The sequence below is a fragment of the Marinobacter salicampi genome (assembly GCF_011074795.1).
Taxonomy (GTDB): Bacteria; Pseudomonadota; Gammaproteobacteria; order Pseudomonadales; family Oleiphilaceae; genus Marinobacter; species Marinobacter salicampi.
On record NZ_JAAMPF010000008.1, the window covers coordinates 173068 to 190110 of the forward strand.

General features: G+C 58.1%; 15 protein-coding genes. 9 read left to right on the forward strand and 6 right to left on the reverse strand.

What is annotated here, in order from left to right; translation table 11 throughout:
• Positions 1 to 47: 47 nt before the first annotated feature.
• A complete protein-coding gene (locus G7W63_RS03470; RefSeq protein ID WP_166253171.1) occupies positions 48 to 671 on the forward strand; it encodes a YbhB/YbcL family Raf kinase inhibitor-like protein in 624 nt (207 codons plus the stop codon).
• A gap of 68 nt (positions 672 to 739) precedes the next feature.
• Here the strand turns inward: G7W63_RS03470 and G7W63_RS03475 are convergent, their stop codons facing one another.
• From G7W63_RS03475 to G7W63_RS03490, 4 genes are all read right to left on the reverse strand, one after another.
• On the reverse strand, positions 740 to 1447 hold the full coding sequence (locus G7W63_RS03475; RefSeq protein ID WP_207308875.1) for an amino acid ABC transporter ATP-binding protein: 708 nt from the start codon (positions 1445 to 1447) through the stop codon (positions 740 to 742).
• A gap of 105 nt (positions 1448 to 1552) precedes the next feature.
• Complete coding sequence (locus tag G7W63_RS03480; protein WP_166253174.1) at positions 1553 to 2638, reverse strand: amino acid ABC transporter permease; 1086 nt, start codon at positions 2636 to 2638, stop codon at positions 1553 to 1555.
• Positions 2638 to 3825: an amino acid ABC transporter permease gene (locus tag G7W63_RS03485; protein WP_166253177.1), complete on the reverse strand. Its 1188-nt coding sequence runs from the start codon at positions 3823 to 3825 to the stop codon at positions 2638 to 2640. Before G7W63_RS03485 ends, G7W63_RS03480 begins: the two co-directional genes overlap by 1 nt.
• 91 nt (positions 3826 to 3916) lie before the next feature.
• A complete protein-coding gene (locus tag G7W63_RS03490; protein ID WP_166253180.1) occupies positions 3917 to 4942 on the reverse strand; it encodes an amino acid ABC transporter substrate-binding protein in 1026 nt (341 codons plus the stop codon).
• Positions 4943 to 5497: 555 nt separating this feature from the next.
• Here G7W63_RS03490 and G7W63_RS03495 point away from each other — a divergent pair.
• From G7W63_RS03495 to G7W63_RS03530, 8 genes are all read left to right on the forward strand, one after another.
• Complete coding sequence (locus tag G7W63_RS03495; protein WP_166253183.1) at positions 5498 to 7690, forward strand: FAD-dependent oxidoreductase; 2193 nt, start codon at positions 5498 to 5500, stop codon at positions 7688 to 7690.
• 109 nt (positions 7691 to 7799) lie between these two features.
• Positions 7800 to 8801 carry a radical SAM protein gene (locus G7W63_RS03500; protein WP_166253186.1) on the forward strand — a complete coding sequence of 334 codons (1002 nt, stop codon included), beginning with the start codon at positions 7800 to 7802 and terminating at the stop codon, positions 8799 to 8801.
• Between the two features lie 81 nt (positions 8802 to 8882).
• The gene (locus G7W63_RS03505) at positions 8883 to 10286 is read left to right on the forward strand and encodes a sodium:solute symporter family transporter (RefSeq protein ID WP_166253189.1); all 1404 of its coding nucleotides are present in this window, start codon (positions 8883 to 8885) and stop codon (positions 10284 to 10286) included.
• An 8-nt stretch (positions 10287 to 10294) separates the two neighbouring features.
• Positions 10295 to 11254 carry a hypothetical protein gene (locus G7W63_RS03510; RefSeq protein WP_166253191.1) on the forward strand — a complete coding sequence of 320 codons (960 nt, stop codon included), beginning with the start codon at positions 10295 to 10297 and terminating at the stop codon, positions 11252 to 11254.
• Between the two features lie 134 nt (positions 11255 to 11388).
• A complete protein-coding gene (gene ectA, locus G7W63_RS03515) occupies positions 11389 to 11901 on the forward strand; it encodes a diaminobutyrate acetyltransferase (RefSeq protein WP_166253194.1) in 513 nt (170 codons plus the stop codon).
• Between the two features lie 165 nt (positions 11902 to 12066).
• A complete protein-coding gene (ectB, locus tag G7W63_RS03520) occupies positions 12067 to 13338 on the forward strand; it encodes a diaminobutyrate--2-oxoglutarate transaminase (protein WP_166253197.1) in 1272 nt (423 codons plus the stop codon).
• A 102-nt stretch (positions 13339 to 13440) separates the two neighbouring features.
• Entirely contained in the window at positions 13441 to 14907 is a 1467-nt protein-coding gene (locus G7W63_RS03525) for an aspartate kinase (RefSeq protein WP_166253200.1), read from the forward strand.
• A gap of 254 nt (positions 14908 to 15161) precedes the next feature.
• On the forward strand, positions 15162 to 16160 hold the full coding sequence (locus G7W63_RS03530; RefSeq protein WP_166253203.1) for a sigma-70 family RNA polymerase sigma factor: 999 nt from the start codon (positions 15162 to 15164) through the stop codon (positions 16158 to 16160).
• Between the two features lie 72 nt (positions 16161 to 16232).
• Here G7W63_RS03530 and G7W63_RS03535 read toward each other — a convergent pair whose 3' ends face one another.
• Both G7W63_RS03535 and G7W63_RS03540 read right to left on the reverse strand, forming a co-directional pair.
• The gene (locus tag G7W63_RS03535; protein WP_166253206.1) at positions 16233 to 16679 is read right to left on the reverse strand and encodes a DUF3429 domain-containing protein; all 447 of its coding nucleotides are present in this window, start codon (positions 16677 to 16679) and stop codon (positions 16233 to 16235) included.
• Positions 16676 to 16981 (reverse strand): DUF6482 family protein, encoded by a 306-nt coding sequence (locus G7W63_RS03540; RefSeq protein ID WP_166253209.1) that lies wholly within the window; start codon positions 16979 to 16981, stop codon positions 16676 to 16678. Before G7W63_RS03540 ends, G7W63_RS03535 begins: the two co-directional genes overlap by 4 nt.
• Positions 16982 to 17043: the final 62 nt, after the last annotated feature.

The window sequence follows — 17043 nt, forward strand, 5'->3', positions numbered from 1 at the left end:
TGACAGATCAAATAGCAACCGGAACTGAATTCTAAAAGGAGTTTACCGTGAAACTTCGCGTCAAAGGCATCAGCGACAACCAGCCCATTCCAGAGACCTTTGCGTTTGGTGTCTACAACGAAGAAGACCACATGAGCTTTGGTCCCAACCGGAACCCGGAACTGGAGTGGTCGGACGAGCCCCCGGAAACCAAAAGCTTCGTGGTCATGATGTTCGACCCGGACGTACCCAGTGTGGCAGATGACGCCAACCAGGAAGGCAAGACCGTGTCAAAAGACATACCCCGGGTGGACTTTTTCCACTGGCTGCTGGTGGACATTCCGGCAGACGTGCATCAGATCCCCGAAGGCGCTGACAGCGACGGCGTCATTCCCAAGGGCAAACCGGCAGAAGCGGGCCCTGTGGGGCTGCGCGGGGTCAACAACTTCACCCAGTTTCTCGCCGGCAACCCCGACATGGCAGGCACTTACGCCGGCCACGATGGCCCCTGCCCACCCTGGAACGATGAGATCATTCACCATTACCACTATGAGGTGCACGCCCTTGACGTGGAGTCGCTGGGACTCACCGGTGAGTTTGACGGTGCCGCCGTACGCGAGGCCATGGCCGGGCACGTGCTGGACACTGCCCGGGTGACGGGTACCTACACCCTGAACCCCGAGCTGCGTTAACAGCACGGCCTCTATAGAAATGGCAGGGCCCCGGTCAGATGCCGGGGCCTGCCGGATAGTCCTCTTGCTCAGTGCAGGATCTGTTGCAGGAACTGCTGGGTCCGGGCTTCCTTTGGATTATCGAAAAACTCATGGGGAGGCGCGACTTCCACAATTTCGCCCGCATCCATGAAAATGACCCGGTCAGCCACGGTCTTGGCAAAACCCATTTCGTGGGTCACACAGATCATGGTCATGCCGCTCTCCGCCAGCTCGACCATGACGTCCAGCACTTCCTTGATCATTTCCGGGTCCAGGGCGGACGTTGGCTCATCAAACAGCATCACCTTGGGCTTCATGCACAGGGCACGGGCTATGGCGACCCGCTGTTGCTGACCACCCGATAACTGACCCGGAAACTTAAGGGCCTGCTCGGGTATGCGCACCCGCTCCAGATACTCCATCGCTGTAGCCTCGGCTTCCCGCCTTGGGGTTTTGCGTACCCAGATGGGTGCCAGGCAGCAATTCTCCAGCACGGTCAGGTGCGGAAACAGGTTGAAGTGCTGGAACACCATGCCCACTTCACGCCTGACCGTATCAATCTGGCGCAGGTCATCGGTCAGCTCCACGTCATCGACAATGATCTTGCCTTTCTGGTGCTCCTCCAGCCGGTTGATGCAGCGTATGAAGGTGGATTTACCTGAACCGGAAGGGCCGCATATGACTATGCGTTCCCCCTGGCCCACATTCAGATTGAGGTCTTTCAGGACGTGAAACTTGCCGTACCACTTGTGCATGCCCTCGACCCGGATAAAGGGCTTGTCGGTGGCGGTAGTCTGGACCGGCTCTTTGGGCTGTTCAGCGGTTTTCTGGTTGGTCATCTCAGTCATGATTGTTTTCCGTCAGGTCCGGTGGCCGGTATCAAGCTTGCGTTCCAGGTTCTGGCTGTAGCGGGACATGCCGAAACAGAAGATCCAGAAACAGAATGCGACGAACACATAGCCTTCGATGGCGACATTCTGCCAGGCAGGGTCTGTCACTGTGGATTGCACGGCCCCGAGGATGTCGAACAGGCCAATGATCAATACCAGGGTGGTGTCCTTAAACAGGGAGATAAAGGTATTCACGATACCGGGGATCACCAGGGTCAGGGCCTGGGGCAGCACAATCAGGCCCATTTTGCGCCAGTAGCCAAGTCCCAGGGCGCTGGCTGCTTCATACTGGCCCCGCGGGATCGCCTGCAGGCCGCCTCTCACCACTTCAGCCATGTAGGCTGACTGCCATAGCGTGATACCGATAAGCGCCCGCATCAATTTTTCAAAGCTGACGCCTTCGGGCAGGAACAGGGGCAGCATCACCGATGCCATGAACAGGACGGTGATCAGGGGAACAGCTCGCCAGACCTCAATGAAAACCACACAGATGCCACGAATGATAGGCATCTCAGAGCGTCGACCCAGAGCAAGCACGGTGCCGATGGGCAGTGCCGCCAGGATGCCGACATAGGCGAGGATCAGTGTCAGCATCAGCCCGCCCCATTTATTGCTGGGCACTTCTTCCAGGCCGAACCAGCCGCCGGGGATGAGGATGTAGCCAATGATGGGCAGCCCGGTCACACCGAACAGACCGAACCACTTCCGGCCTGGGAAGCGCTCGATGAACTGGGGCACGAACGCCAGAGCCAGCAGCCCGAACATGATGTCTATCCGCCACTGCAGCGTATCCGGATAGAAGCCATAGATGAAGAAGTTCAGGCGCTGGCTGATAAAGAGCCAGCAAGCCCCTTCTCCCGAGCAGTCCGACGCAGTTTCCCCGGTAAACGTGGCTTCCAGAAAAAGCCACTTGAACAGAGGGATGGCGCTGGAAATTACCAGATAGCTGACTACAAGGGTCAGAAGAGCGTTATACCAGGTCGAGAAAAGATTCTTGCGGGCCCAGCCGACGACCCCGAGCTCCGATTTGGGAGGCAACTCTGTTGGATGAGTCATTAGCGCTCCTGCAAGGCGACTTTGCGGTTATAGATATTCATCAGCAGGGAGATCAGCAGACTGATGGTCAGATAAACGGCCATAGTGATGGCCACCACTTCAACGGCCTGGCCGGTCTGGTTCAGGGTGGTGCCCATGAACACACCCACCAGGTCCGGGTAGCCAATGGCGGTTGCCAGGGACGAGTTTTTCACCAGGTTCAGGTACTGGCTTGTCAGCGGCGGCACGATCACCCGCATCGCCTGGGGTATCACCACAAGTCTCATGATCGTCCCGGGTTGAAGACCCAGGGCCTGGGCAGCTTCGGTCTGGCCTTTGCTGACCGCCAGAATGCCGGATCTGACGATCTCGGCGATAAAGCTGGCGGTATAGATCGACAGTGCGAACCACAACGCGGCAAGCTCCGGAATGATGGTAATGCCACCAACGAAGTTGAAGCCCTTGAGCTCCGCCAGCTCCCAGGTCAGCGGCGTTCCGGTGATAAGAAAGGCAAGCCCTGGCAGGGCAATCAGTATTGCCAGGCTCACCCGGAACGTGGGAAAAAGCTGGCCGGTTTTCAGCTGGCGCTTCCGGGCCCAGCGTTTGATGCCCACCACCAGTGCAACAGCAATGGCCAGTGAGGCCAGAACCCAGCCAAAGCCGGACTCCGTGAGCGGTTCGGGCAGGTACAGGCCGCGGTTATTGAGAAAGAATACCCCACCCACGTCGACGCTCTGGCGGGTCGACGGCAGGTTGCGCAGAACCGCGAAGTACCAGAAGAAAATCTGAAGCAACAGAGGAATGTTGCGTATGGTTTCTACAAAAACGAGTGCCAGCTTGGCTACTACCCAGTTACTGGAGAGACGGGCTATGCCCACAATAAAGCCGATGATGGTGGCGGCGACCACGCCCATGGCAGAGACCAGCAGGGTGTTCAGTAGACCCACCCAGAAGGTGCGGCCATAACTCATGGTGGCATCGTAGGGAATCAGGCTCATGATGATGCCAAAGCCCGCGGACTCGTCAAGAAAGCCGAACCCGGTGCTGATGCCGCGGCTTTCCATGTTTTCAAAGGTGTTCTGAAGCAGGCTCCAGCCAGCCCATCCTACTGCGAGTATCGCTATTATTTGAAATGCCAGTGAACGAACCTTGGGGTCGTTCCAGGGCCGTCGCTGGGCCGTTGCCGGCGGCGTATCGGAATCGTTCATCGGGTACCCCGAAATGCATCCCGTGTCAGGGAAAATCAACAGGAACGTCCCGGTCGCCAAAGGCCAACCGGGACAGGAACGCTATCGGGTGTTAGCGGACAGGCGGGGCATACATGATGCCGCCATCAGTCCACAGGGCGTTGAGACCGCGTTCCAGACCCAGCGGGGTGTCAGGTCCGACGTTGCGATCGTACATTTCCCCGTAGTTACCCACTTGCTCGACTATACGATACCCGTAATCAGCCGACAGGCCCAATTTCTCGCCCATGTCGCCCGAGGTGCCGAGCAGACGCTGGATCTCAGGGTTTTCCGACTTCTTCATTTCGTCGACGTTATCCTGCGTAATGCCCAGTTCTTCAGCGTTGATCTGGGTGAACAGCGACCACTTGACGATGTTGAACCACTGGTCGTCACCCTGACGTACCACCGGGCCCAGAGGCTCCTTGGAAATAATGTTGGGCAGGATCACGGCACTATCGGGGTCATCCAGCTTACTGCGCAGGGCGGCCAGTTGCGAACGGTCCGAGGTCAGAACGTCACAGCGGTCAGAAGAGAAGCCCTGCACGGTCTGTTCCGATGTATCAAATACAATTGGCTTGAAGGACATATCGTTGGAGCGGAAATAGTCAGCCAGGTTGAGTTCGGTCGTGGTGCCTGCCTGAATGCACACTGTAGCGCCATCCAGCTGCTTGGCGTCGTCCACACCAATATCCTTCCTGACCAGGAAACCCTGGCCATCGTAGTAGTTGGTGCCGGTAAAGTTCAGGCCCAGGGAGACGTCACGGGTCAGGGTCCAGGTGGTGTTGCGGGAGAGGACGTCAATTTCGCCGGACTGAAGCGCAGTCAAGCGCTCCTTGGCTGTCAGGGGTGTAAACTCGACCTTGGAGCCATCGCCAAAAATCGCGGCGGCTATAGCCCGACAGGTATCCACGTCGATTCCGGTCCAGTTGCCTTTGTCGTCTGGCTGGGAGAAGCCGGGCAGGCCGGAGGTAACGCCGCACTTGAGGTTGCCTCTTTCCTTGACGCTTTCGAGGGTGGTTGCCGCGCTGGCAGAACCGGCAGCCAGCATTCCGCCAGCAAGGGTAGCCGCGGCAGCGAACGAGATTATTTTCTTCATTATGATAAATCTCCAGATGTCAGTTGGGTGCTCAGCACTTTGCCTGAGCAAGGTGCAAGCCAAGCCATTCAAGTCCCTGATTTTTATATTGATATCTCGTGTCCTAAGAACAGAGGCGGTACTTGCGACACATTTTTACGGCCAATTGTGCGCCACAATAGTGCGAAAATACCCGCCGCCCAGCAAGGACGCATCACCTTGATCTAAGCGCTCTGAACCAAAAACCCAGGGATCACGGATAAGCGTAGTTCACAATGTCAGGAATGCCGAGAAGCTAATACCAAGGTCGAATACCTGATGCCCAAGGCGACAGATTGAGAGCCGACCAGCGTCCGAAAAATGGCTCCTGAAATAGCTGTCATCTCTTTTGCACCGGGAAGCGTATGAGGAATGCCCGGAGCGGCTGCATTTCACCTTTTTCAGGGGAGCAGGGGTGCCAGCCAGGAACAGCCGCCCTTTTGAAGAATGGGAAATAAGTGCCCGGATCTGTAACCTTTTGAGAATCGGGGTGTCCAGCAGGTAAGCAAAACATACAACCCAGCACGGATCGGGATCATGAATCGCAAAAAACTGACCATTGTTGTCGTAATCGCTGCCCTGGTAGCCGTATTTATCGGATTTGACGGGCACCAGCTCCTGACTCTGGAGAACCTGCAACGACACCAGGCAGGTATTGAGCAGTGGATTTCGGAGAATATGGTCACCGCCCTGGCGGGCTTTATCGGCACCTATATCCTGGTAACCGCGCTCTCACTGCCCGGGGCCACCATCATGACCCTGGCGGCCGGTGCCTTCTTTGGCAATCTGACGGGTCTGCTGGCGGCCTCTGTGGCTTCTACCATAGGCGCCTCGCTGGCCTTCCTGGTGGCTCGGTTTCTGCTGCGGGACACGCTCAGAAAGCGTTACGCCCAGACAGTGGCGAGAATAGACAAAGGCGTAGCGAAAGATGGGGCCTTTTACCTGGCCACTCTTCGTCTGGTGCCGATCTTTCCGTTTTTTCTGATCAACCTGGCCATGGGCCTGACCGGCATGAAACTTCGCACCTATGCTCTGGTGAGCTGGCTGGCCATGATTCCAGGCACTTTCGTCTACGTCAATGCGGGCACCCAGCTGGCTCAGATCCAGTCGGTGGGCGATGTGGTTTCTGCCGAAGTGCTGTTGTCCTTTGCCCTGCTGGGTCTCTTTCCCCTGATTGCCAAGGCGGTCATCGGGTTGATCCAGCGTCGCCGGCTTTACAGTCGCTTCGAAAAGCCCAAAAGCTTTGATTACAACCTGCTGGTGATAGGCGGCGGGTCGGCGGGACTGGTGTCGGCCTACATTGCGGCAGCGGTCAAGGCCAAGGTGGTGCTGATCGAACGGGACAAAATGGGCGGCGACTGTCTCAATACTGGCTGTGTGCCCTCCAAGGCGATCATCCAGAGCGCCAGGGTGGCGGACACCATGCGTAACGCTGATCGGTATGGTCTCGAATCCGTGCCGGTGAAAGGCTCCTTCCGCACCATAATGGACCGGGTCAAGCGGGTGATTGCGGAGGTAGAGCCCCACGATTCTCCCGAGCGCTATCGTAAGCTGGGTGTTGACTGTATTGCCGGCGAGGCCAGCTTTGTTTCCCCCTGGGAGGTGGACGTGGTTCACAACGATGGCCGCCGCGAACGCCTCTCGGCCCGCAGTATTGTCATTGCGACCGGCGGCAAGCCGGCATTGCCTCCCATCCCCGGCCTGTCTGATATGGCGCCGCTGACTTCCGAAAACCTCTGGCAATTGCAGGACCAGCCCCAGCGGCTGCTTGTGCTGGGCGGCGGTCCCATCGGCAGTGAACTCAGCCAGGCGTTTGCCCGGCTGGGCAGCAAGGTCACCCAGGTGGAAATGGGTGACCGTCTGCTGAGCAAGGAAGACCCGGATGTGTCCGAGCTTGTGCTCAAACACTTCCGGGACGATGGCATTGAGGTTCTGCTGAACCACAAGGCCGCAGAGTTTGTTGAAGAAGAGGGCGAGCGGGTAGCCTACTGTGAGCATGAGGGCGAGCGGGTGCGTATACCTTTTGACCGGGTGCTGGTGGCCCTGGGCCGTGCCGCCAACACCGCGACCCTTAATCTGGCGGCGCTGGGGATCGAGCCTGATGACAACGGCACCGTTCCCACCGGGGATGACCTCAGTGTGGTCTACCCCAACATCTTTGCCTGTGGTGATGTGGCCGGACCTTTCCAGTTTACCCATATGGCGGCACATCAGGCCTGGTACGCAGCGGTCAACGGCCTGTTCGGTAGCTTCAAACGCTTCCACGTGGATTACCGTGTCACGCCGTGGATCACTTTCACCTCACCGGAAGTTGCCCGGGTAGGTCTCAGCGAAGAAGAGGCAAAAGCCCGGAATATCGACGTTGAAGTGACCCGATATGATCTGGGCGACCTGGACCGGGCGATCGCCGAGAGTCGTGCCGGAGGGTTTATCAAGGTCCTGACCCGACCCGGGAAGGACAAGATATTGGGGGCCGTTGTTGCCGGTCCACAGGCCGGCGAGATTCTGGCTGAATTCACACTGGCGATGAAACACGGCCTGGGGCTTAACAAGATTCTCGGGACTATCCATCCATACCCGAGCTGGAACGAAGCCGCGAAATTCGCCGCCGGTGAATGGAAGCGCGCCAATGCTCCCCAGGGCGTGCTCGGTTTGCTTGAAAAGCTGCATGACTGGCGTCGGGGCAAGTCGGATGCCGGTACTGGGTCGCCCGCGCGTGGCCACTCCTGACGCTGGGACACACTGGCGAATGTCGGTGGTGCCGACAGGCTGATTTCGGGTCCCGGGGCCAGGTTTGGCCTCGAACCACGTTTTGAACAGATAGAGCTACGGAGAAATTATGGTTTTTGAAGCGGCGAACCGCGCTAGCGCAGACTCAGAAGCGGTCAGTAAATCCACATTACGCCGTATTTCTGCAGTCGAACTGGTGGCTCCAAGGGCGGCCGATAGCTGGACTCATACCCGGGCGGGCGAGCCACGTGGCTACATTGATGCAGACCGGCTCCAGGAACTCTGGATCCATACGGGTACGGCCTGCAATCTGGCCTGCCCGTTCTGTCTGGAAGGGTCCCACCCCGGTGACGGGCGAATTCCCGGCATGAAGCTCTCCGATGTGAAACCCTTTATCCACGAGGCGCTGGACATGGGGGTTGCCCAGTTCTCGTTTACAGGGGGCGAGCCCTTTGTAATCCGGGATTTTGTCAACATTCTGGATTATACCAGCCAGCACAGGCCCTGTTTCGTGTTGACCAACGCCACCGACCCTTTGCTCAAGCGCAAGCGGCAGGTCCTGCCCTTGCTCGACAACCCCTACCCGATTCACTTCCGGGTGAGTCTGGACTTCCCGGATCAGGCCCGCCATGACAAAGACCGGGGAGACGGCAGTTTTGCCAAGGCGCTGGAAGGTATCCGCTGGCTACACCAGCAGGGCTTCAAGGTGTCCATTGCCCGCCAGACCGACAGTGATGAAGTGCCGGCCGAGGTAGAAGCCTCTTTTGGTGCCATCTTCCGCGATTGGGGGATTCCTGAAGACCTGGCGTTCACCGCCTTTCCCGATCTGGGCGCGCCCGGGTCCGAAGATGGCAGCCCCGAGATCACAGAAAACTGCATGGACAAGTATCCGACCAAAGAGGCGCGGGCCCATTTCATGTGCACCTACACCCGCATGCTGGTGAAAAAGAACGATCAGGTTCGGGTCTACGCCTGCACGCTGGTGGATGACGATCCGGAATATGACCTTGGGGGTACCCTGCGGGAAAGCATGGAGGAGCGCGTTATGCTGCGACACCATCGTTGTTTCTCGTGCTACCGCTTTGGTGCCAGCTGCTCGGCACCTGCGTGAACGACGGCAGCTGACTTGGGGCGCCCGACGGGGCGCAGCATCTTGCGGCAGTGGCGCCGCGGTTGAAATGGAGAAGGCACAATGGCATTCACTGAAGCCACCCTGTTCTGGGGCTTCCTTGTGGTCTATGGCATCGTTATGTATGCCCTGTCACCGCGCAGTAAAAATGCGGCGTCTTTCTATCGTGGAGCGGATGACAAAGGTAACCCGGTTGGTCAGTGGTCACTTACAGCCAGCATTTTCATCTCGTGGATTTTCGCCAAGTCGGTCACCAACGCCGCCAACCTTGGCGCCAGCTACGGTGTAGTGGGCGGACTTGCCTATGCCACCTACTGGCTTTCAATCCCTGTGGCCGGTTACATCATTTACCTGATCCGCATCCAGACGGGCGCTACCAGTCTCCAGCAGTTCCTGACCTCACGGTTTGGCCGGCTCGCCTCCCTGAGCTTTGCCGCCGCCATCCTGATTCGGCTTTACAATGAAGTCTGGAGCAATACCGCTGTGGTTGGCGGCTACTTCGGGCTGCCCGGGCAGTGGCAATACTACACCGCGGCCATGGTGTTCACTGCCTTTACCCTGGCCTACAGCCTCAAAGGGGGGCTGCGCAGCTCCATCTTCACGGATGTGATACAGGCTGTGGTGTTCGTGTTTTTTGTCGGGGCCGTCCTGTTTCTCATCGTCCCGGCCAACGACGCAGGCTCACTGTTTGCCAGCGGTGAATTCAGGCTGGATGCCGGCGCCGACCTCCTGCTGGTGGCCGGGCTGCAAATTTTCAGCTACCCGTTCCACGATCCGGTGCTGACCGACCGGGGCTTCGTAAACCGCGAAAAGACCATGCTGAAGAGCTTCGTGGTTGCGGGCCTGCTGGGCTTTGTGGCGGTGTTCATCTTCAGCCTGGTGGGGGTTCATGCCCAGCTCAACGACATTGCCGTCAGTGGCAACGCCCCGGCGGCAGTGGGTCAGTCCCTGGGCCTGGCGGCGCTGTTCTTCATGAGCGTGGTCATGATGACCTCCGCTGGCTCAACCCTGGATTCCACCTTCAGCTCACTGTCGAAATCCCTTGCCGTGGACCTGCCTCAGCTGGTCCGACGCACGGCAAACCGGCTGCCCAGTGTCCGGTTCGGGGCCCTGGTAATGGTGGCCTTTGCCATCCTTGGGAACCTGCCCATGTTCGCCGGCACCGATATTCTCAAGGCCACGACCATATCAGGAACCATGGTGATGGGGCTGGCACCGGTGTTCCTTTTCTACGGGTTTACCCAGTGGTCGCCCTGGAGCTTCCGCCTGAGTTTCTGGACCGGCATCGGGTTGGGCCTGTTGCTCGCGGTGGGGCTTATCCCACAGAGCTGGGCCATCGGGTCGGGGGCTTACGGCACCCTACTGGGCGTCAATGCCTATGGCTTCCTTATCTGTTCCGCGGGCTTTCTGCTGCCTCTGGTGCTACGCCGGCTCACCGGCCGCACCGCTGCCGCAGGGCAGGTGTGAGGTCCGCGATGAACAACGGTGCCGGCGAGGAAGGCCGCAGTTGCCCCCTGCATTACCGCTACCGGCCCGAGTCTTTACTCGACAGGCTGGAGCACTGGCCGGAGGACGTGATCTATGTGGTGGGCGGACTCTATGGTAATCCTTTCGCGTTGGGCGAAGTGGAGGCCATGGCGGCGCAGGAGCGGGCGGCGGGCTTGCGGGTCAGGCTGCTGTTCAATGGGGACTTCAACTGGTTCAACGCGGATGGGGACCTGTTCGAGTCGATCAACCATCGGGTGCTACGACACGACGCCATGCTCGGCAATGTTGAGTATGAATTGGCCAACCCTGCCCCGGGCGCCGGCTGTGGCTGTGCCTATCCGGACTTTGTCGACGACCAGGTGGTGGCGAGATCGAACCGCATCATGATGCGACTGCAGGAAGTGGCCCAGACCCGGTCGGGCGTGAGGGCAAGCCTGTCAGGTCTGGCACGCTGGCGCAGTATGATATTTGGTGGCCTAAAGGTTTTGGTTCTGCATGGCGATCCCGAATCCCTGGCCGGCTGGGGTCTTTCCCGTGACACACTGAGCGGGTCAGGCAGCGACCGGCTGACCGATTGGTTCCGCCGCACGGATGCCGACCTTATTCTCTGCTCACATACCTGCCAGCCACTGCTCTGGACCGGAGAGGTAGGCGGTCGCCCCCGATGCGTGCTCAATAATGGCTCCGCAGGGATGGCGAACCTGAAAGCCGACACCCGCGGGCTGATCATCCGGATGAGCGTCCATGCGTCGCCTCTCGGTTCAGTAGCGACAACCTCGGTTTCAGGGTTAGAGTTAAGTCTTGAGGCTGTGGCCTATGACCATGAAGCCTGGGTGGCGCTGTTCGATGAGCTCTGGCCTGGGGGCTCGGACGCTTCTGTGTCGTACCGGCAGCGCATCACCGAAGGCGGCACGCTGGCGCCTTCCCAGATTTATCTGAGCCAGTAGCCCGGGGCTTGATCCAGGTCAGTCGGATTCGACAAACGCCGTGCCAGTATGGTCGCTGATCAGGGACCAGGTTGATTTTTATTTTGTGGTCTATATAATTTAACCCTAACTTTTTAAGGTGAATTGATCACAACATGACAGAGAAAAGTTCGGAAACCACGGCCATCGCTTTGCGCAAACCGAACAAGGATGATGGCTACAGGCTCCACCAGCTGGTGGCAGAGTGTCCTCCCCTGGACCCTAATTCGATCTACTGCAATCTATTACAATGCAGCCATTTTGCCGAAACCGGCGTGGCTGCGGAAAAAGAAGGCGACCTGGTCGGCTTTATTTCCGGTTATATTCCCCCCATGCAGCCCGATACCGTATTTGTCTGGCAGGTCGCCGTTCACGAGAAAGGTCGTGGGCAGGGTCTGGCCAAGAAAATGCTGAAAGAGATTGTGGCCCGTGATGCCTGTAAAAACGTCACTCACATGGAAACCACTATTACGGAAGACAATGAAGCCTCGTGGGCGCTGTTCCGTTCCTTTGCCCGGGATATGGGCGCGGAAGTGACCTACCACGAGCACTTCGAGAAAGAGACCCACTTCGGTGGTCAACACGATTCGGAATTCCTTCTACGAATCGGTCCTTTCACGAAGCCTTAGTGCACTGTAGCCATTGATGACCCGCTACTGAGCGCAGTCACACAGCCTGCAGGCTCTTGAGGAACGCCTGCGCCCGGCTTTAAAACGCGCGGTGACCGGGCCGCGACCGCACCGGCCCGATCTCCCCGCAGTTACCTCGAACCTTACATGCTAAGAGGCAGGACAATGGAACTTTTGAAAGCAGTTGAATCCCAGGTACGCGTCTATTCACGGGCTTTCCCGATGATATTCAACCGCGCCAAGAACGCGCACCTGTATAGTAAGGACGGTAAGGAATACCTGGATTTCCTGGCCGGCGCCGGCTCACTGAATTACGGTCACAACAACGACATTCTCAAGAAAGCACTGATCGAGTACATCGAAAACGACGGCATAAGCCAGGGGCTCGACCTGTGGACTACGGCCAAACAGGACTTCATCAAGAGCTACCAGGCCCATATTCTCAAACCCCGGGGTCTTGACTACAAGATGCAGTTCACCGGACCGACCGGCACCAACTGTGTGGAAGCGGCACTCAAGCTGGCACGCAAGGTTAAAGGGCGTGACGGTATCATCTCATTTACCAATGGCTTCCATGGCGTTTCCCTGGGAGCCGTGGCCGCAACCGGTAACAAGAATCATCGTGGCGGTGCCGGTGTTCCCCTGAGCAGTGTCGAGTTCATGCCCTACTGTGGCTACTACGGCAAAGACATCGATACCGTAAAGATGATGGACAAGCTGCTGAGCGACAATTCCTCAGGGACCGACCTGCCTGCGGCTGTCATCGTGGAAGCGGTCCAGGGTGAGGGCGGATTGAACGCTGCCAGCGTCACCTGGTTGAAGGACCTTGAGAAGTTGTGCCGCAAGCACGACATTCTTCTGATACTGGACGATATTCAGGCTGGTAATGGGCGCACCGGCGAGTTCTTCAGTTTCGAGGCGGCCGGCATTGTCCCGGATATTGTCACCGTGTCGAAATCATTGAGCGGTTATGGTCTGCCCATGGCCCTGGTACTGCTGAAACCGGAGCTGGATATCTGGAACCCTGGTGAGCATAACGGCACCTTCCGTGGCAACAACATGGCCTTCATTACCGCCCGCGCCGCCATTGAAACCTATTGGACGGACGACAAGTTTGCCAATGAGGTCAAGGCCAAGAGCGAGATTCTGGCCAAGCGTCTCCAGGGCATCTGCGATCAGTTCGGCCCCATGGAATTCGCCCTGAAAGGTCGAGGCATGATGCGGGGAATCGCCTGCAGTAGCGGCGAGCTGGCGGACCGGATCACAACCAGAGCGTTCGAGAAAGGCCTGATCATTGAGACCGCTGGCCCCGACGATGAAGTGGTCAAATGCCTGATGCCACTGACCATCAGTGAGGCTGACCTCAATAAAGGGCTGGACTTGCTGACCGAAAGCGTTAGTGAAATCATGGAAGAAGATTTAAGCAAGGCATCCTGAATTTGCCTGCTGGAGAGGTAGTGGCCCAGCCGGGAAGCCCACAACGGGCGCCTCTTCAATGCTTTTTCCCGGCGCTAAATTCATGCGACCGAAGACAAGCTTATGACTGAAGAACAGAAAACACAGCAAGATAGCCAACGACATACGGTTGAAAAGATTGGTGGCACCTCGATGTCGAATTACGAGGCTGTTCGCGACAACATCGTTCTTGCCAACCGCAACAAAAACGAACTCTACAACCGCATTTTTGTGGTGTCCGCCTATGGCGGCGTTACCGATGAGCTCCTGGAGCACAAGAAGACCGGTGAACCGGGGGTCTATGCGCTCTTTGCCGATGCCGAATCAGACTGGGCCTGGGGCGATGACCTGACCAAGCTGGTCAAGTTCCTCACCGACCTGAATGCGGAGCTGTTCGATGACCATATGCTGAGGCAGCAGGCCGACCAGTTCATTATGGACCGGGTCGAAGGTGTTCGCGGCTGTCTGATTGATCTGCAGCGTCTGTGCTCCTATGGCCAGTTCCAGCTCGAAGAGCACCTGCTGACTGTCCGGGAAATGCTGGCCGGCATCGGCGAGGCCCATAGCGCCTTCAACACCTCCCTGAAATTGCAACACGAAGGCGTCAACGCGCGATTTGTTGATCTGACCGGCTGGCGTGACAACGAGCTCCTGCCCCTGGATGAGAAGCTGAAGAAGGCGTTTGATCCCATTGACCTGACCCGTGAGATGCCCATTGTCACCGGTTACGCCCAGTGCAAGGAAGGGCTCATGCGGACCTTCGATCGTGGCTACAGCGAGATGACGTTCAGCCGTATAGCCGTTATCACCAACGCTGCCGAAGCGGTGATCCACAAGGAATACCACCTGAGCTCGGCCGATCCGAACATTGTCGGCGAAGACAAGGTGGTGCCGCTCGGACGTACCAACTATGACGTCGCCGATCAGCTTGCCAACCTGGGGATGGAGGCGATTCATCCCCGCGCCGCCAAGGGCCTGCGTCAGAGCGATATTCCGCTACGAGTGAAAAATACGTTTGAGCCGGAACACACCGGCACCCTCATCACCCGTGACTATGTCAGCGAAAAGCCTCAGGTGGAAATTATCGCGGGTCATAAAGGTGTGTTTGCCATTGAGGTGTTCGACCAGGACATGCAGGGCGAGCCTGGCTATGATCGCCGGATTCTGGATGTGCTGACCCGTTTCAAGGTCCGGTTCGTCACCAAGGACACTAACGCCAACACCATCACCCATTATGTGGACAGTACGCTCAAGCATGTGAAAAGGGTTGTGAAGGCGCTGGAAGAAGAGTTCCCCAATGGCGAGGTGAGTACCCGTAAGGTTGCGCTGGTGTCTGCGATCGGTAGCGACATGCAGGTGCCGGGCATTCTGGCCAAAACGGTGCAATCACTGGCGGATGAGGACATCAGCATTCTCGCCATCCATCAATGCCTGCGCCAGGTGGATATGCAGTTCGTGATTGAGGAGTCCCACTATCGCAAGGCCATTGCGAAACTGCACCAGACTCTGATTGAGCCCCATAATCACGGGTACGCGATCGTCGCAGCCTAGGCCAGGCTGATCTTTGCTGATCGCGGGAATGACTCCCGGCCGGAACCGGTCGCTTCGGCGGGGGTAATGGTGGTTGTCTTGCCTCCTGATCGGACGCCTGGCATTAATGCCAGGCGTATCCGGTCCCTTTCCACGCCTGATTGCTAGCAATTCCTTGGGCCTGTTCCCGGCTGTCGCGAATGCGAGTTTACAGGCGATCCGCCAGACCGTTTTCTGCGTATTCTCTGGAAACTCTGGGAAGGCGGAATAACGTCATGAATGATCTCCAAGAAAGGACAGCAACACCTGTCTATGGGCCCAGTGGCGACCTTGGCACGCTTGTGGGTCATTACTTTCGCGATGCGTCACAGCACAGCTTGTTGACGGAGCAGAGCGAACGCATGCTGAGTCGGCGACTGGTGTGGTGTCTCGACATTATCGCGGCCGATCAGGGCCTGGGCCAGGAGGTACCCCGCACGATACGGGATGTGGTTGGCACCCTGAACGAAAGCCAGCTGAGCACTCTTCGGGCAAAACGGGCCCTGAGACTGATCCGGGCCAGCCGCGAGCGACTGATTCAGAGCAACCTGCGACTGGCGGTGCACATAGCCCGTCGCCATGGCAACCGGGGTCTCGCCATGTCAGACCTGATCCAGGATGGCAACGTAGGTCTCATCAAGGCAGTCGAACGTTTCGATCCGGGCAAGGGCTTTCGTTTTTCCACCTACGCCTACTGGTGGATCAGCGAAGAAGTCAAGCGCTGCCTCAAGCGTGGCCGGCGGGTGGTGCGAACGCCAGACCATATTGTTGATGAGCTTAGAGCCCTCCAGAACACCACCATGAGGCTGAACCGCCAACTGGGGCGCACACCCCGCCAGAGCGAGCTTGCCCATGAACTGGAGTGCACCCCGGGCCGGGTCAATGAACTGATGACCTTTGCCGGCGCCGAAGTCTCCACAGAAGCGCCTTCCAATGATGACGGCACCCTTGTGCTCGGGGACGCCCTGACACTGGGCGACGCCGAAGCCCCCGAGCAGTCCCTGCTGCCCAGAGACCGCCGGCGGGTACTGGACAACGTACTGGATCTTTTGACCGACCGTGAGCAGACCGTATTGTCACGGCGTTACGGTCTTGACCGGCCGGAGCCTGAGACCCTGCAGGTGATCTCAGAGGACATGGGCATCAGCCGGGAGCGCGTACGGCAGATCGAAAAAACCGCGTTGGCCAAGCTGAGGGACAAGTTCGCAGGGCTCGGCGACCTGGTTGGTATCTAACTCATCAGGTGTACCGAAAAAGGACCCAAAGGGTCCTTTTTTCGCTCCCGAAGCGTGCCTCGGCCTACTGAGTCAAAGCATGACCAGCCAGGTGGCAACGCTCACCTGCGTGACAACCGCCACGCTGGTCAGCACCAGCCTGAGGTTGCGGTACCAGCGCGGCCAGTAGATGGTCATCCAGCGTGTGTCGACCACATACAGCCCCAGGAAGGCAACCGGGTAGATGATCATCTGCGCTGCAAGAGGCAGGAGCAGCGTTATGCCGGCAGTCAGGAAAAAGACCTGGCTGATGAGCATGGTCGAAAGCGGCGACAGGGGATAACACCGATTCTCCAACTGCAGCGCGATCGGCCAGTATACCCCGGCCATGAAGGCAAGGATGCCGGCACTGTAAAGGTAGAAGTAACTGACCAGGGCCAACCCGCTCTCCGGCCAGACAAACAGCGCCGCTGCGCCAAGGAGGAAGGGCAGCAGGCCGGCCAGGCCAATGGCGATGGCCAGCCGCGCCACTGCAATCACGGTTTTGCCTTCTGGATCGGGACCCTCATGGGTTCGACCGGTCCCGACGGCATGCCTACCATTTCGTTATAGGCCGATGGATGAACCATCTCGGCAGCCTTGATGGAAAAACCGGCCAGAAGATCCTGGAGTGCCCAGCTGCCCGGGCTCAGCAGTGTCTTTCCATGGTCATCGGATAATATGTAGCGCTTGTCTGAAATATGGAGGCAGGCCATATACTGCTGGCCCTCAATGGATACGATCTCCAACAGGTCAATCGCTGGGTCGGCCATTGCTTGCAGCTCGGTCAGGGTAATTCTCATGGTTTGGCTCCAGCATGTCGTCTGTAGGAACCAATACGACGAAGGGCGGAGACAGGATCAGC

Bases quoted from the DNA above. Each gene is read 5' to 3' on its own strand.
- G7W63_RS03480 (WP_166253174.1), bottom strand. From the start codon at position 2,638: ATGACTCATCCAACAGAGTTGCCTCCCAAATCGGAGCTCGGGGTCGTC.
- G7W63_RS03495 (WP_166253183.1), top strand. From the start codon at position 5,498: ATGAATCGCAAAAAACTGACCATTGTTGTCGTAATCGCTGCCCTGGTA.
- ectB (WP_166253197.1), top strand. From the start codon at position 12,067: ATGGAACTTTTGAAAGCAGTTGAATCCCAGGTACGCGTCTATTCACGG.
- G7W63_RS03485 (WP_166253177.1), bottom strand. From the start codon at position 3,825: ATGAACGATTCCGATACGCCGCCGGCAACGGCCCAGCGACGGCCCTGG.
- G7W63_RS03525 (WP_166253200.1), top strand. From the start codon at position 13,441: ATGACTGAAGAACAGAAAACACAGCAAGATAGCCAACGACATACGGTT.
- G7W63_RS03500 (WP_166253186.1), top strand. From the start codon at position 7,800: ATGGTTTTTGAAGCGGCGAACCGCGCTAGCGCAGACTCAGAAGCGGTC.
- G7W63_RS03540 (WP_166253209.1), bottom strand. From the start codon at position 16,981: ATGAGAATTACCCTGACCGAGCTGCAAGCAATGGCCGACCCAGCGATT.
- ectA (WP_166253194.1), top strand. From the start codon at position 11,389: ATGACAGAGAAAAGTTCGGAAACCACGGCCATCGCTTTGCGCAAACCG.
- G7W63_RS03505 (WP_166253189.1), top strand. From the start codon at position 8,883: ATGGCATTCACTGAAGCCACCCTGTTCTGGGGCTTCCTTGTGGTCTAT.
- G7W63_RS03475 (WP_207308875.1), bottom strand. From the start codon at position 1,447: ATGCACAAGTGGTACGGCAAGTTTCACGTCCTGAAAGACCTCAATCTG.
- G7W63_RS03510 (WP_166253191.1), top strand. From the start codon at position 10,295: ATGAACAACGGTGCCGGCGAGGAAGGCCGCAGTTGCCCCCTGCATTAC.
- G7W63_RS03530 (WP_166253203.1), top strand. From the start codon at position 15,162: ATGAATGATCTCCAAGAAAGGACAGCAACACCTGTCTATGGGCCCAGT.
- G7W63_RS03490 (WP_166253180.1), bottom strand. From the start codon at position 4,942: ATGAAGAAAATAATCTCGTTCGCTGCCGCGGCTACCCTTGCTGGCGGA.